At 71.0% G+C, this 14,272-nt stretch carries 11 protein-coding genes and 1 pseudogene; 8 read left to right on the forward strand and 4 right to left on the reverse strand.

Annotation, left to right across the window (positions count from 1 at the left end; genetic code table 11):
- Positions 1 to 294 precede the first annotated feature (294 nt).
- The 5 genes from ACH4VX_RS27335 (at position 295) to ACH4VX_RS27355 (ending at position 9,045) form a co-directional block, all read left to right on the forward strand.
- On the forward strand, positions 295 to 3,669 hold the full coding sequence (locus ACH4VX_RS27335) for a pyruvate carboxylase (RefSeq protein WP_398370939.1): 3,375 nt from the start codon (positions 295 to 297) through the stop codon (positions 3,667 to 3,669).
- A 34-nt stretch (positions 3,670 to 3,703) separates the two neighbouring features.
- Positions 3,704 to 4,129 (forward strand): contact-dependent growth inhibition system immunity protein, encoded by a 426-nt coding sequence (locus tag ACH4VX_RS27340; RefSeq protein ID WP_398370941.1) that lies wholly within the window; start codon positions 3,704 to 3,706, stop codon positions 4,127 to 4,129.
- 111 nt (positions 4,130 to 4,240) lie between these two features.
- A complete protein-coding gene (locus ACH4VX_RS27345) occupies positions 4,241 to 5,053 on the forward strand; it encodes an SAM-dependent methyltransferase (protein WP_398370943.1) in 813 nt (270 codons plus the stop codon).
- 46 nt (positions 5,054 to 5,099) lie between these two features.
- A complete protein-coding gene (locus ACH4VX_RS27350) occupies positions 5,100 to 5,843 on the forward strand; it encodes a class I SAM-dependent methyltransferase (RefSeq protein WP_398370945.1) in 744 nt (247 codons plus the stop codon).
- A 190-nt stretch (positions 5,844 to 6,033) separates the two neighbouring features.
- Positions 6,034 to 9,045 carry a family 16 glycoside hydrolase gene (locus ACH4VX_RS27355; protein ID WP_398370946.1) on the forward strand — a complete coding sequence of 1,004 codons (3,012 nt, stop codon included), beginning with the start codon at positions 6,034 to 6,036 and terminating at the stop codon, positions 9,043 to 9,045.
- Here the strand turns inward: ACH4VX_RS27355 and ACH4VX_RS27360 are convergent.
- On the reverse strand, positions 9,042 to 9,182 hold the full coding sequence (locus tag ACH4VX_RS27360; protein ID WP_398370947.1) for a hypothetical protein: 141 nt from the start codon (positions 9,180 to 9,182) through the stop codon (positions 9,042 to 9,044). The two genes, ACH4VX_RS27355 and ACH4VX_RS27360, sit on opposite strands and share 4 nt — an antisense overlap.
- A gap of 193 nt (positions 9,183 to 9,375) precedes the next feature.
- Between ACH4VX_RS27360 and ACH4VX_RS27365 the strand changes: the two genes are divergently transcribed.
- Both ACH4VX_RS27365 and ACH4VX_RS27370 read left to right on the forward strand, forming a co-directional pair.
- Positions 9,376 to 9,687: a CocE/NonD family hydrolase C-terminal non-catalytic domain-containing protein gene (locus ACH4VX_RS27365; protein WP_398370949.1), complete on the forward strand. Its 312-nt coding sequence runs from the start codon at positions 9,376 to 9,378 to the stop codon at positions 9,685 to 9,687.
- A gap of 32 nt (positions 9,688 to 9,719) precedes the next feature.
- Entirely contained in the window at positions 9,720 to 10,517 is a 798-nt protein-coding gene (locus ACH4VX_RS27370; protein ID WP_398370950.1) for a VOC family protein, read from the forward strand.
- A gap of 24 nt (positions 10,518 to 10,541) precedes the next feature.
- On the opposite strand, the gene ACH4VX_RS27375 is transcribed toward ACH4VX_RS27370, so the two are convergent.
- The gene (locus tag ACH4VX_RS27375) at positions 10,542 to 10,931 is read right to left on the reverse strand and encodes a RidA family protein (RefSeq protein WP_398370952.1); all 390 of its coding nucleotides are present in this window, start codon (positions 10,929 to 10,931) and stop codon (positions 10,542 to 10,544) included.
- A gap of 71 nt (positions 10,932 to 11,002) precedes the next feature.
- On the opposite strand from ACH4VX_RS27375, the pseudogene ACH4VX_RS27380 reads away from it, so the two are divergent.
- Positions 11,003 to 11,272 (forward strand): annotated as a pseudogene (locus ACH4VX_RS27380) (LysR family transcriptional regulator); the annotation flags it as partial.
- Between the two features lie 276 nt (positions 11,273 to 11,548).
- Here the strand turns inward: ACH4VX_RS27380 and ACH4VX_RS27385 are convergent.
- On the reverse strand, positions 11,549 to 12,199 hold the full coding sequence (locus tag ACH4VX_RS27385) for a phosphoribosyltransferase (RefSeq protein ID WP_398370953.1): 651 nt from the start codon (positions 12,197 to 12,199) through the stop codon (positions 11,549 to 11,551).
- A gap of 116 nt (positions 12,200 to 12,315) precedes the next feature.
- Entirely contained in the window at positions 12,316 to 14,043 is a 1,728-nt protein-coding gene (locus tag ACH4VX_RS27390; protein WP_398371011.1) for an ATP-binding cassette domain-containing protein, read from the reverse strand.
- Positions 14,044 to 14,272: the final 229 nt, after the last annotated feature.

Genomic DNA, 14,272 nt, shown 5'->3' on the forward strand with positions numbered 1-14,272 from the left:
ACCTGACGAGGAGATCCCTCTTCATGACGCGTCAGATGCGTACCGTCGCGCTGACGGGTGCGGCCACCGCCGACAGACGGGATCGGTGACCCCGGCAGCGGCACACCGAACAAGCTGCTCAAGATCACGGAGTAGCGCTCCGTCGGCAGGTGTGAGGGGCCACCGAGAGAAACATTTCTCTCGGTGGCCCCTCACACCGTCGTCGAGGCGGAGGTGAGTGGCCCGGCTCACATGGCGTACCGGACCCGTCACCGACACGATGGTCTCGTCACCGGCAGGCTGGAGGGATCGAGCATGTTCCGCAAGGTGCTGGTCGCCAACCGCGGCGAGATCGCGATTCGGGCGTTCCGCGCGGGCTACGAACTGGGCGCCCGAACCGTCGCCGTCTTCCCGCACGAGGACCGCAACTCGCTGCACCGCCTGAAGGCCGACGAGGCGTACGAGATCGGCGAACCGGGACACCCGGTACGGGCCTACCTCTCCGTCGAGGAGATCGTCCGCGCCGCCCGCCGCGCGGACGCCGACGCCGTCTACCCGGGCTACGGATTCCTGTCCGAGAACCCCGAACTGGCCAAAGCCTGCGAAGAGGCCGGCATCACCTTCGTCGGACCCAGCGCCCGGATCCTGGAACTGACCGGGAACAAGGCCCGCGCGGTGGCCGCCGCCCGCGAGGCCGGCGTGCCCGTGCTCGGCTCCTCGGCGCCCTCCACCGACGTCGACGAACTCGTCCGCGCCGCCGACGGCATCGGCTTCCCCGTGTTCGTCAAGGCCGTCGCCGGCGGCGGCGGTCGCGGCATGCGCCGCGTGGAGGACCCCGGCCAGCTGGGGGAGGCCATCGAGGCGGCCTCCCGGGAGGCCGCGTCCGCGTTCGGCGACCCCACGGTGTTCCTGGAGAAGGCCGTCGTCGAACCCCGCCACATCGAGGTGCAGATCCTCGCCGACGGGCAGGGCGACGTCATTCACCTGTTCGAGCGGGACTGCTCGGTGCAGCGTCGCCACCAGAAGGTGATCGAACTCGCGCCCGCGCCGAACCTCGACCCGGAGCTGCGCGACCGCATCTGCGCCGACGCCGTGAACTTCGCCCGCCGGATCGGCTACCGCAACGCCGGCACGGTGGAGTTCCTCCTCGACCGGGACGGCAACCACGTCTTCATCGAGATGAACCCGCGCATCCAGGTCGAGCACACGGTGACCGAGGAGGTCACCGACGTCGACCTCGTGCAGGCGCAGCTGCGCATCGCCGCCGGCGAGACGCTCGCCGACCTCGGTCTGGCCCAGGAGGCCGTCACCCTGCGGGGCGCCGCGCTGCAGTGCCGTATCACCACCGAGGACCCGGCCAACGGCTTCCGCCCGGACACCGGCCGGATCAGCGCCTACCGCTCGCCCGGCGGCTCCGGCATCCGCCTCGACGGCGGAACCACCCACGCCGGTACGGAGATCAGCGCGCACTTCGACTCGATGCTGGTGAAACTCACCTGCCGGGGCCGGGACTTCGGCGCCGCGGTGGGCCGGGCCCGGCGCGCGGTGGCCGAGTTCCGCATCCGCGGCGTCTCCACCAACATCCCCTTCCTGCAAGCGGTCCTGGACGATCCGGACTTCCGGGCCGGACACGTCACGACCTCGTTCATCGAGCGGCGTCCCGAGCTGCTCACCGCCCGCCACTCCGCCGACCGCGGCACCAAGCTGCTCACCTACCTCGCCGACGTCACGGTGAACAAGCCGCACGGCGAGCGGCCCCAGCTGATCGACCCGCTGACCAAGCTGCCGCCGCTGCCCGCCGGTGAACCGCCGGCCGGCTCGAGGCAGCGGCTCGCCGAACTCGGCCCCGACGGCTTCGCCCGCCGACTGCGCGACTCGCCGACCATCGGCGTCACCGACACCACCTTCCGCGACGCCCACCAGTCGCTGCTCGCCACCCGGGTCCGCACCAAGGACCTGCTCGCCGTCGCCCCCGTGGTGGCGCGCACCCTGCCCGAACTGTTCTCGCTGGAGTGCTGGGGCGGCGCCACGTACGACGTCGCCCTGCGCTTCCTCGCCGAGGACCCGTGGGAGCGCCTGGCCGCCCTGCGGGAGGCCGTACCGAACATCTGCCTGCAGATGCTGCTGCGCGGCCGCAACACCGTGGGCTACACCCCGTACCCGACCGAGGTGACCGACGCCTTCGTCCAGGAGGCGGCGGCGACCGGCATCGACATCTTCCGCGTCTTCGACGCGCTGAACGACGTCTCCCAGATGCGGCCCGCCATCGACGCCGTACGCGAGACCGGCACCGCCGTCGCCGAGGTGGCCCTGTGCTACACCGCCGACCTGTCCGACCCGTCCGAGCGGCTCTACACCCTGGACTACTACCTGCGCCTGGCCGAGCGGATCGTCGAGGCCGGCGCCCATGTCCTGGCCGTCAAGGACATGGCCGGACTGCTGCGGGCGCCCGCGGCGGCGACGCTGGTGTCGGCCCTGCGCCGGGAGTTCGACCTGCCGGTCCATCTGCACACCCACGACACCGCCGGCGGCCAGCTCGCCACCTACCTCGCCGCCGTCCAGGCCGGCGCGGACGCGGTCGACGGAGCCGTGGCCTCCATGGCGGGGACCACCTCACAGCCCTCCCTGTCGGCGATCGTCGCCGCGACGGACCACTCCGGGCGCCCCACCGGACTGGACCTGACGGCCGTCGGCGACCTGGAGCCCTACTGGGAGAGCGTCCGCAAGGTCTACGCGCCCTTCGAGGCCGGCCTGGCCTCGCCGACCGGCCGGGTCTACCACCACGAGATCCCCGGCGGGCAGCTGTCCAACCTGCGCACCCAGGCGATCGCGCTGGGCCTGGGCGACCGCTTCGAGGACATCGAGGCGATGTACGCCGCCGCCGACCGGATGCTCGGCCGCCTGGTGAAGGTCACCCCTTCGTCGAAGGTGGTCGGCGACCTCGCGCTGCATCTGGTGGGCGCGGGTGTGTCCCCGCGGGACTTCGAGGAGGAGCCGGACCGGTTCGACATCCCGGACTCCGTGATCGGCTTCCTGCGCGGTGAGTTGGGCACCCCGCCCGGCGGCTGGCCCGAGCCGTTCCGCAGCAAGGCCCTGCGGGGCCGCGCCGAGCCCAAGCCCGTCCAGGAGCTGACCGCCGACGACCGCGCCGGCCTGGCGAAGGACCGCCGGCCGACCCTCAACCGACTGCTCTTCCCCGGCCCCACACGGGAGTTCGAGACGCACCGCCGGTCCTTCGGCGACACCAGCGTCCTGGACAGCAAGGACTTCTTCTACGGGCTGCGCCCCGGCACGGAGTACAGCGTCGACCTCGATCCCGGTGTGCGGCTGCTCATCGAGCTGCAGGCGGTGGGCGACGCCGACGAGCGGGGCATGCGTACCGTGATGTCCACCCTGAACGGTCAGTTGCGGCCGATCCAGGTCCGCGACCGGGCGGCGGCCTCCGACGTCCCGGCCACCGAGAAGGCCGACCGCGCCGACTCCGGCCATGTCGCGGCCCCCTTCGCCGGTGTGGTGACCCTCGCGGTCGCCGAGGGCGAGGAGGTGGCGGCCGGCGCCACGGTGGCCACCATCGAGGCGATGAAGATGGAGGCCGCGATCACCGCCCCGAAGTCCGGCACGGTCACCCGGCTGGCCATCAACCGTGTTCAGCAGGTGGAGGGCGGCGACCTCATCGTGGAACTCACCTGAGCCGGGAGCCGGGCCGGTCGCCGACAATCGGGGCGTGGACCGTCTGCTGCACCTCGACCGCACCCTCGACGAGCTGGATCCGCCCCACTGGGCGGATCCGGCCGCCGACGCGACCCGCCTGATCCGCACGGTGCACGAGCTGCGGAGCCTGCCCCTGCGCACACTGCGCCCGGCGGATCTGCGCATGCTCGTCACGCAACGGGTCGCCCTGCCGTACGTGCTGCCGCTCGCGGTGCGCCTGCTGCTGGAGGAGCCGCTGTCGGAGGCGTCCTTCTACGCGGGAGACCTGCTGCTCGCGGTCGTCACGGTCCCGGCACCGGCCTGGGCGGTGTTCCCGGACCTCGCCGTGCGGCTGCGCGACGTGATCGCGGCGCTGCCCGCGGAGGCCGTCGCGGACCTGCCGCGCGGAGCGGCGGAGGACCTCGCCCGGTTCGCCGGAGGGCCCGCGTCGTCCGGCTGATCCGCCAGGCGGCGGCCCTGCCTCCCCGCGAACAAGCCTGCGTGGACGAGCTGTGGGACCGTAGATTATGCGTTGGCCAAAACAGCCTTCGAATGACTACGGACGGTACTTATGACCGACCCTGCCGCGGCGCCCGGATCAGCGCAGCAGAAGATCGACACCTCGGTGCCGCACTCGGCCCGGATCTGGAACTACTGGCTGGGCGGGAAGGACAACTACCCCGTCGACGAGGAGGCCGGCGACGCCTACACCGCCGTCTTCCCCGGGATCGTCACCATCGCCCGCAGCAGCCGTGCCTTCCTGCGCCGCAACATCACCTACCTGGCGGGGGAGGTCGGCATCCGGCAGTTCCTGGACATCGGGACCGGACTGCCGACGGCCGACAACACCCACCAGGTCGCCCAGCGGATCGCTCCCGAGTCCCGGATCGTCTACGTCGACAACGACCCGATGGTCCTGGCCCACGCCCGCGCCCTGCTCTACTCCACCCCGGAGGGGGCGACCGCGTACGTCGACGCCGACGTCCTGGACCCGGACCGCATCCTGAAGGTCGCCGCCGGGACCCTGGACCTCGAGCGCCCCACCGCCCTCATCCTCAGCAACATCCTGGGCCACATCGCCGACTACGAGCAGGCGCGCTCCATCGTCACCCGGCTGATGGCCGCACTGCCGTCCGGCAGCCACCTCTCCGTCAACGACGGCTCACGGGGCATCGACCCCGTGTTCGAGCAGGCCCAGGACGCCTACAACGAGAGCGGCGCCGTTCCCTACAACCTGCGTACGGTCGACCAGATCACGGCGTACTTCGAGGGCCTGGAACTCATCGAGCCCGGAGTCGTCCCGGTCCCGCTCTGGCGCCCGGACAGCGACGCCCCCGCCCCGGAACCCATCGGTGAGCACGGGGGTCTCGCCCGTAAGCCCTGATGTAATTCGCTGGACAACACCGTTGCCGTCGGCGAGCGTCGGCGCAATGGAACAAGAAGACATCTGGGACGCGGACGCCGCCCGGCGCTATGACACCCCCGGTACCGGAATGTTCGCCCCCGAGGTTCTGGGGCCGGCCGTGGACCGCCTCGCCCTGCTCGCCGGGGGTGGGGCGGCGCTCGAGTTCGCCATCGGGACGGGCCGGGTCGCCGTCCCGCTCGCCGGCCGCGGAGTCCCCGTCACCGGCATCGAGTTGTCCCGGCCGATGGTCGGGCAGCTGCGGACCAAGGCCGACGAAGCCACGATTCCCGTGATCATCGGCGACATGGCGACCACCACCGCCCCGGGCGAGTACACCCTGGTCTATCTGGTCTTCAACACGGTCGCCAACCTGCTCACCCAGACCGAGCAGGTCGAGTGCTTCCGCAACGCCGCCCGTCACCTCGGTCCCGGCGGGCGGTTCGTGATCGAACTGTGGGTGCCCGAACTGCGCAAGCTGCCACCGGGCCAGCCGGCCATCGTCTGTCAGTCCGAGCCCGGGTACATCCTCCTGGACACCTACGACACCCTGCGCCAGCACGTCGTCTCGCATCACTTCCGCTTCGACGGCACCAAGCAGGCCGAGCTGTTCCGCACCCCGCACCGCTACATCTGGCCGGCCGAACTCGACCTCATGGCCCAACTGGCCGGTTTCGAGCTGGAATCCAGGCACGCGGACTGGGGCGGCGCCGAGTTCACCGCCGAGTCGCGTTCCCATGTGTCCGTCTACCGCCTACCGGCCTCCCCGTAACCACGTCACCGTCCCGACGTCGGCCCATTACATCGATGAAGACTGCCCATCGGAAGGACTTTGAACTCATCGAGTACAAAGTCTGGACGAGTTGAGCAGAAGTCTCCTAGCGTGTCGGCGCAACCGTTGGCGCTTCGCCCATTCGGCACCGGAGTTATCCGGCCCTCCGGTCGACTCAGCAGGAGGCAGCATGGACGCACGGCTGTACCGGCGCACCCGAAGATCTTTGGCAGGACTGCTCGTCGGCGCGTTCGTCGCGGGCGGGCTCTGGGGAGCCCCCCTGGCATCGGCCCGGCCGGGCTCCGCACCGGGGGCCGACGTGCCACCGCAGGAGCCCGGCGTCACCCTGCGCGTTTTCGACGTCCAGGTCCCGCTCGACAAGATCTGCACGCTCAAGCCCGGACAGACCCCGAACTACGACACGTTGATGCCGACCGTCGACTGGAGCACGACCGCCGACTTCGGCGGGTTCGGCGACAACTTCGTCACCCAGGTCACCGGCAACATCCATGTGCCGGCCGACGGTTCGTACACCTTCCGGCTGACCAGTGACGACGGCTCGCGGCTGCTGATAGACGACCAGCCGGTCATCGACCACGACGGGCTGCACGGTGCCGAGCCCAAGGACGGCGTCGTCCAACTCACCGAGGGCATGCACGCGTTGCGCATCGACCACTTCGAGCGCGGTGGCGGGGAACAGCTCACCCTCGCCTGGCAGCCGCCGGGCGCCGACGGCTTCGCGACCGTGCCGAACGAGGTCCTGAGCACCGACGCCGGCGTGGTCCGGGTCACCGCCCCGGGCCGCAAGGAGTGCGAAGGCGTCAGGGACTCGCCGGGCGACGGCCTCCCGCTCAACTCGGTGCGCCCCGACCACACCCTCACCGACCTGCGCCCCGAGGGCTTCGAGCCGCAGGTCACCGGCATGGACTGGCTGCCCGACGGCCGTCTGGTGGTGAGCACCTGGGGCGGCAGCGACAACACCGCCGGCGAGGTCTACGTCATGGACGAGGTCACCGGCACCACGGGCCCGGACAAGGTGAAGGCCACGAAGATCGCCGAGGGCCTCAAGGAACCGATGGGCCTCAAGGTCGTCGACGGCACCATCTTCGTCTCCCAGAAGCACGAACTGACGGAGCTGGGTGACAGCGACGGCGACGGCGTCATGGACAGGACCAAGACGATCGCCACCTGGCCGTACGGCGGCAACTTCCACGAGTTCGCCTTCGGACTGCTGTACCGCAAGGGCTACTTCTATCTGAACCTGTCCGTCGCCATCAACTACGGCGGCGCCACCACGGACCCGCAGCCCGCACCCGGCCGCGGCGCGACCATCAAGGTCAACAAGAAGACCGGCGAGGTCAGTTACATCGCCGGCGGCCTGCGCACCCCGAACGGCATCGGCTGGGGCCCCGGCGGTGACATCTTCGCCACCGACAACCAGGGCGGCTGGCTCCCTTCGTCGAAGCTGGTCCACATCAAGCAGGACCGCTTCTTCAACCACTACACCAACCCCGCCGGCCCCTTCGACTCCGAGCCGGTGACCCAGCCGGTGCTCTGGCTCCCGCAGAACGAGATCGCCAACTCGCCCAGCACACCGCTCTACCTGACCAAGGGCAGGTTCAAGGGGCAGATGCTGATCGGTGACGTCACCTACGGCGGTCTCCAGCGCGGCTACCTGGAGAAGGTCAAAGGCCAGTACCAGGGCGCCGTCTTCCGCTTCACCCAGGGTCTCGAGGCCGGCGTCAACCGGATCACCATGGGCCCCGACGGCGCGATCTACGCCGGTGGTCTGGGAGCGGACGGCAACTGGGGTCAGGAGGGCAAACTCAGGTACGGCCTCCAGAAGCTGACGCCGAACGGCGGCAACACCTTCGACATCCAGGCCATGCGGGTGAGGAAGGGCGGCTTCGAGCTGGAGTACACCCAGCCCCTGTCGCAGGAGACCGCTGACAACCTTGTCAGCCACTACGAGGCCGAGCAGTGGCGCTACACCCCGACGCGCGACTACGGCGGACCCAAGATCGCCGAGGAGACCCTGGAGGTGACCTCGGCCAAGCTGTCGCGCGACCGCAGGAAGGTGACCCTGGCCGTCGAGGGACTCAAGCCGGGCCGCGTCGTGCACGTCCGCTCCCCGCGCCCGTTCAGCTCGGCGTCGGGCGAGACCCTGTGGAGCACGGAGGCCTGGTACACGCTCAACGCCATGCCGGGCGAGCAGCCCGGACAGGGCCCGCTGTACGAGGCCGAGGAGGCGGCCCTCACCGGCGCGGCCGGCATCAACACGGACCACCGGGGCTACTCCGGCAGCGGCTTCGTCGACCGGTACGGCACCCAGGGCGCCACGACGACCTTCGACGTCGAGGCGGACAGGAGCGGAACGTACGACCTGGGGCTGCGCTACTCCAACGGCCCCGATCCCTTCAAGGGCACCAAGTCCCTCTCCCTGTACGTCAACGGCCGGAAGGTGAAACAGACCGAGTTCCGCAGCACCGGTGACTGGGACACCTGGTCGACGCAGACCGAGGCCCTGCGCCTGCGCGCCGGGCACAACAGCATCGCCTACCGGTACGACGAGGGTGACACCGGCCATGTCAACCTCGACCTTCTCAGCGTCGACCGGCACGGCAGATCGATCAGCCTGTTCGACGGCGACGGCCTCGACCGGTGGCAGCACACCGACGGGCGCCCGGTGGAGTGGCCCGTCACCGACGGTGCGATGGAGGTCTGCTGCGGGGACATCCGCACCAAGAGCAGCTTCGACGACTTCAAACTGCACGTGGAGTACCGGCTGCCCCAGCTGCCCCCGGACGTGACGGGCCAGGACCGCGCCAACAGCGGCGTCTACCTCCAGGACCGCTATGAGCTCCAGATCCTGGACTCCTACGGCGACACCACACCCGACACCAACGAAGCGGGAGCGATCTATCTGAAGAAGGCCCCGGACGTGAACGCCGCCAGGGCGCCCGAGACCTGGCAGTCGTACGACATCGTCTTCCACGCCGCGCGCTACGACGCCGAGGGCACCAAGACGGCCGACGCGCGGGTCACCGTGGTGTGGAACGGCAAGAAGATCCACGACGACGTGGCCATCGACGGCCCGACGGGCGGCGGGATCGCCGAGGGCCCCGCAGCCGGAGCCATCCGGCTGCAGGACCACGGCAACAAGGTCCGTTACCGCAACATCCGTATCGAGCCGCTGAGTTAGGACGCGGTGGCCGGGTCCGGTGCCCTGGCGTCCGGCACGGACGGCAGGACACCGGACGCCTCGTCCTCCGCGGAGCGACGGGCGCGGATGCCGATCATGCCGAAGGCGGTCAGGGCCGGAGCGACGGCCGCCGCCACACCAGGTAGGCGGTGCCGAAGCCGCTGCCCAGGGCGTCAGGGCGAGACCGTGCGCCGCCACTCCGGGGGCGTCGGACGGCGGGCCGTTCACCGCGATCGGCCCGCCCGTCCGGGCGATCCCGCCCGCCGCAGTCGCCTGACCGGGCGTCGGGTCGGCGCCCGACAGGTCCGTCGTGAACGCCGCCCCCGCGCGGTGCCGGTCGAGCCGGGGAGGACCGAGGAGTACGTACTGCGCGTCCACCCGTTCGCGGCGACGTTCCTGCCGGGCCACAAGCTGGTCGTGGAGCTCTCCGGCAACGGGCCGCCGACCGACGCGCTGCCGCCGCCGGACGCCTTCCACCTGCCGGTGGACCGCCCCGCCACCCACAAGATCTACCGTGACGCCGTTCACCCCTCGCGGCTCGTGCTGCCGTTCACGAAGCGCGAGGCGGACAGGGAGCAGCCGGCCCGGAACGCCCGGACGGCGAAGCCGGAGGGCGAGTGTCAGTGCCCGGTGGCACGCTGAGGGCAAAGGGAGAACAGCGAAAGGACATCGCGGTGATCACCACTGACTTCGCACCCGGCTCGCCCTGCATGCTCGACCTCGGGACCCCCGACGTCCGGGCCGCGGCCGCCTTCTACGGCGCGGTCCTCGGCTGGGACTACGAGCCCATGGGGGACGGGGAGGACATGGAAGGCGGGATGTTCAACAAGGACGGCAAGATGGTCGCCGGGCTCGGCAAGCTCACCGAGGAGGGCGCCCGTCCGGCCTGGATGATCTATTACACCGTCGCCGACGCGGACGCCACGACCCAGGCGGTGGAGCGCGCCGGCGGCACCGTGCGGGTGCCGCCGATGGACCTCGAACAATGGGGCCGGATGGCACAGTACAGCGACCCGCTGGGCGGCCAGTTCGCCGTCTGGCAGCCGGGGGAGAGCAAGGGCGTCGACCTGGTGGACGAGCCGGGCTCCCTCTCCTGGACCGAGCTGTACACCAGCGACGCGGCGGCCGCGAAGGAGTTCTACGGCGGTGTCCTCGGCTGGCGGTTCAACGACATGGAGATGCCGGGCGGCGAGGGCACGTACACCCTGATCACCCCGGCCGGGCTGCCCGAGGAGCGGATGCACGGCGGTCTGCTGGAGGTCCGCAAGGAGGACCTCGCACCGGCGGGTGGACGTCCTTACTGGCATCCGGTCTTCCACGTCACCGACTGTGACGCGGCGGTGGCCAAGGTCACCGAGAACGGCGGCAGTGTGCAGATGGGGCCGGAGGACGCGGCGGGCGTCGGCCGCCTGGCCGTCTGCCTCGACCCCTTCGCCGCCGACTTCGTGGTGCTCACCCCGGCCGAGGGCTGAGGACAGGGACGACGGGCCCTGCCGTCACCGGGCCGGCCGCTGCGCGTACGCCTCGATCTCGATCTTCATACGGGGATCGGCGAGGCCGCACACGAGCATGGTGGCGGCCGGCCGGACATCGCCGAAACAACGGCGAAGGGCCGGCCAGCAGGGCTTGAAGTCGGCCCGGTCGGGCAGCAGATAACGCACCCGCACCACATCGGCGAAGGTGCACCCCGCCTCGGTCAGCGCGGCCCCGATGTTGCGCAGACACTGCTCGGCCTGCTCCACCACGTCGTCGGAGATCGTCATGGTGGTGTAGTCGAAGCCGGTCGTGCCGGACACATGCACCCGGTCGCCGTCCACCACGGCGCGGGCATAGCCGATCTGCTCCTCGAACGTCGAGCCGCTGAGGATCACACGTCGCTCTGTCATACGGGGGACGCTATGTGGCCGGCATCGATACGTCTAATACCGTGAGAGGGGGACCAGATATCTCTGGGCGTATGACGCGCCCCGAGCTCCCGCTGCCGCAGCTGCACGCCTTCGTCGTACTCGCCGAGGAACTGCACTTCGGCCGCGCGGCCACCCGGCTGGGCATCGCCCAGCCACCGCTGAGCCAGCAGATCCGCCGCCTGGAGGAGAAGGACGGACATCCGCTGTTCCACCGGGAACCGGGGCGCGTCACCCTCACCCCGGCCGGCCGTGAACTGCTCCCCGCCGTACGACGGGCCCTGACCGACCTCACGGACGGCCTGTCCGCCGCCCGCGCCGTCACACCCGCACCCACGTCGCCGTCGCCTGGCGGAGAAACGACCCGGACCCGCTGGCCGCGAACCTGCTGGCCACCGTCGGCCGAGAGGTGCCCGGGAGATGTCGTTTGGATCTTGCCGGGGTCGCGGGGTCCGGCACGCACCTCCGCGGCGTCGTCGTCGGTCCTCGACGCCCCGTGTCGACTCCCTCCTCCGCCTCGCAGCCGCACGCACCGGACCCCGCCCGGCTCGGCTGCGAGGCGCCGTCGCCCGAAGCCGGCCTGCTCCAAACGACACCCCCTAGGCCGGGTGCAGTTCCCGCAGGGCGTCCAGTACCTCCTGGTCGGTGACCTGGTGGAAGTCCTCGTACCACTCGCCGACGGAGCGCAGCCGCCGGGGCCGGTACAGGGAGACCACGTCGTCGGCCTCGTCCCGCAGCGCCGCGGCGGTCTCGTGACCGCACACCGGCACGGCCAGGGTCAGCCGCAGGGGGCCACCGTGCCGAAGGTGCCGCAGAGCCGCGCGGGCGGTGGTCCCCGTGACCAGCCCGTCGTCCACGACCACGATGCTGTGACCGCTGACGTCCGGGGCGGGGCGCCCGCCCCGGTAGACCCGCTCCCGCCGGTGCAGCTCGACCCGTGCCCGGGCCACCTCGGTGCCGAGCTCGTCCTCCGAGAGGTCCAGGGCCCTCAGCCCCGTACGGTCGAACACCGGGGGGTCGTCCCCGGCGATCGCCCCGACACCCACGCCGGGGGACCCGGGGACCCCGATCCCGCGGACCACGAGGACATCCAGGGGCACCTGCATCGCCCGGGCGATCTCCGCCCCGACCGGGACGCCGCCGCGCGGCAGCGCCAGTACGGTCACATTCGCGAGGTCGCCGCTGCTCGCCCACTCCAGCATCCTGACGGCCAGTTCCTGTCCGGCATGCGCACGGCTTCGGAATCGCACGGCTCGCTCCCTTCCTCGGCCACCCCTGCCGGGTAACCGCCATCGCCCCGTCACTCACCTGCGAGTGTCACGGCGGGGTGCGGGGCGTCGGCGAACCGGTCGGGTGAACGCGCGGGTCAGCGGTCCTGGGACAGGCGCAGAAGGTCGGCGAAGGTACCGGCGGCGTGGACCAGGTCGTCATAAGTGCCCTGTTCGGTGATCCGGCCCCGTTCCATGACGATGATGTGGTCGGCGATCTTCGTGTTCTCCAGGCGGTGTGTGACGACGATGGTGATGCGGTCGCCGGAGATCTCCTTGATCTTCTCGAAGATGCCGTGCTCGCCGCGGGGGTCCATCTGGGAGGTGGGCTCGTCCAGGATCAGCAGGGACGGGCGACGGTACAGGGCCCGGGAACAGGCCAGGCGCTGCCACTGACCACCCGAGAGTTCGGCACCGCCGAAGATCTCACGGGCCAGAAGGGTGTCCAGACGGGCGGGCAGGTCCTCGACGGCGTCCCGCATCCCGACCGCGTCCACGGCCTCCCACACCTCCTGGTCGTCGAAGCTCCTCGGCTGCCCCAGCGTCACGTTCTCCCGCACCCGCAGCGGCCACTGGGCGAAGATCTGCGGCACCAGGCCGGTGCAGTCCCACACCGTGGCCGGATCGGCGTGGGCGATGTCGGTGCCGTCCCAGGTGACCCGGCCCTTGTCCGCGAGGTAGATGCCGGTGATCAGCCGGGTCAGGGTGCTCTTGCCGGAGCCGTTCACGCCGACGACGGCGAGGATCTCCCCCCGCCGCAGGGCCAGTGAGACACCGTCGACGGCGGGCTTGTCCTTGCCGGGGTACTGATACGTGACCTCGTCCAGCCGGATCTCCTCCACCGGGGCCCGGACGGCCCCCGGGCCCCGTTCGGGTGCCCGCGCGGCGGCGTCGTCGAAGAACGCCTGCATGTCGCTGAGGTACAGACTGGTGTGGAACACCGCCGCTCCGTTGACGACGACCTGGGACAGCGCCGCCAGGGTCGTCTGGACCGCGACGACGGCCGTGGCGGCGATGGCCGGTGCGATCCGCCCGGTGACTGCCAGCCAGGCGAGCATCCCCCAGGCGGCGGCCAGGAACGCCCCACTGGCGACGGAGGACGCCAGCGCGATGCGCAGGGTCCGGGGAGCGGCGGCCAGGGACCGCTGGTCGACCCGCTCCGACAGGGCGCGGTACCAGTACAGGAGGTAGTCGGTCATGCCGTTGGCGCGGACCTCGTCCGCGTACTTCGGCGTGGTCGCCCACCAGCGGGTCATCCCGCGCACGTTGCGGTCCGCGACGTTCGCGTAGTGGATCTCGTAGTCGACGCGCGCGGTGAGGACGGCTCCCACTCCGGCGGGGGCCACGGCCAGGAGGAGCAGCGGCAGCATCAGGGGGTTGAGCACGGACAGGACGCCGCCGGCCGTGACCATCCTGATCAGCGCGGCCATGAAGCGCTGGGCGTCCATGACCATCACGTGCGTGCGCATCACGCCCATCTCGGCCGCCTCCTGGCGGTCGGAGAAGCCGTCCGCCGCGTACGCCGCGGCCTCCACCCGGCAGACGGCCTCGACCAGCGCCGAGTCGGTCTCCGTCGTCAGCCGGGGCGTGATCCGCCGTTCGGCGTACATGGCCAGGGCCTCCGACGCGCGGGTGACGGCGCTCGCCGCCGCGACGACGACGAGTGCCGGAAGTGCCTTGTGCAGGCGGTCCGCGACCGTTCCCGCACCGAGGAGCGGGCTCATCGCCCGGGCCGTGGCCGCGAGCAGTACCGCCGCCGACACGCCCGTGATCAGTTGACAGGCGAGGAGCAGGAGCACTGCCCGACGGTCGGTCCGCCACGCCATGGCGGTGATCCGGCGCAGCACGGAGGGGAGTTGGGCGCAGAGGGAGCGGAAGCCGACCTGGCCGAGCGGGTTGACGGAGTAGTGGCCGGAGTACGTGATCTCGGCGGGCGGCGGCGGGGGCGGGACGGGCTGGGCGGTCTGGTGAGTCAACGGCACTTCTCCCTGCCTGGTCGATGGCGTGAAGGCGACGCACGAAACTCAACGAGACGGGGAGCGGTATCGAAAACAG

The organism is Streptomyces sp. NPDC020731, from assembly GCF_044334705.1.
GTDB lineage: Bacteria > Actinomycetota > Actinomycetes > Streptomycetales > Streptomycetaceae > Streptomyces.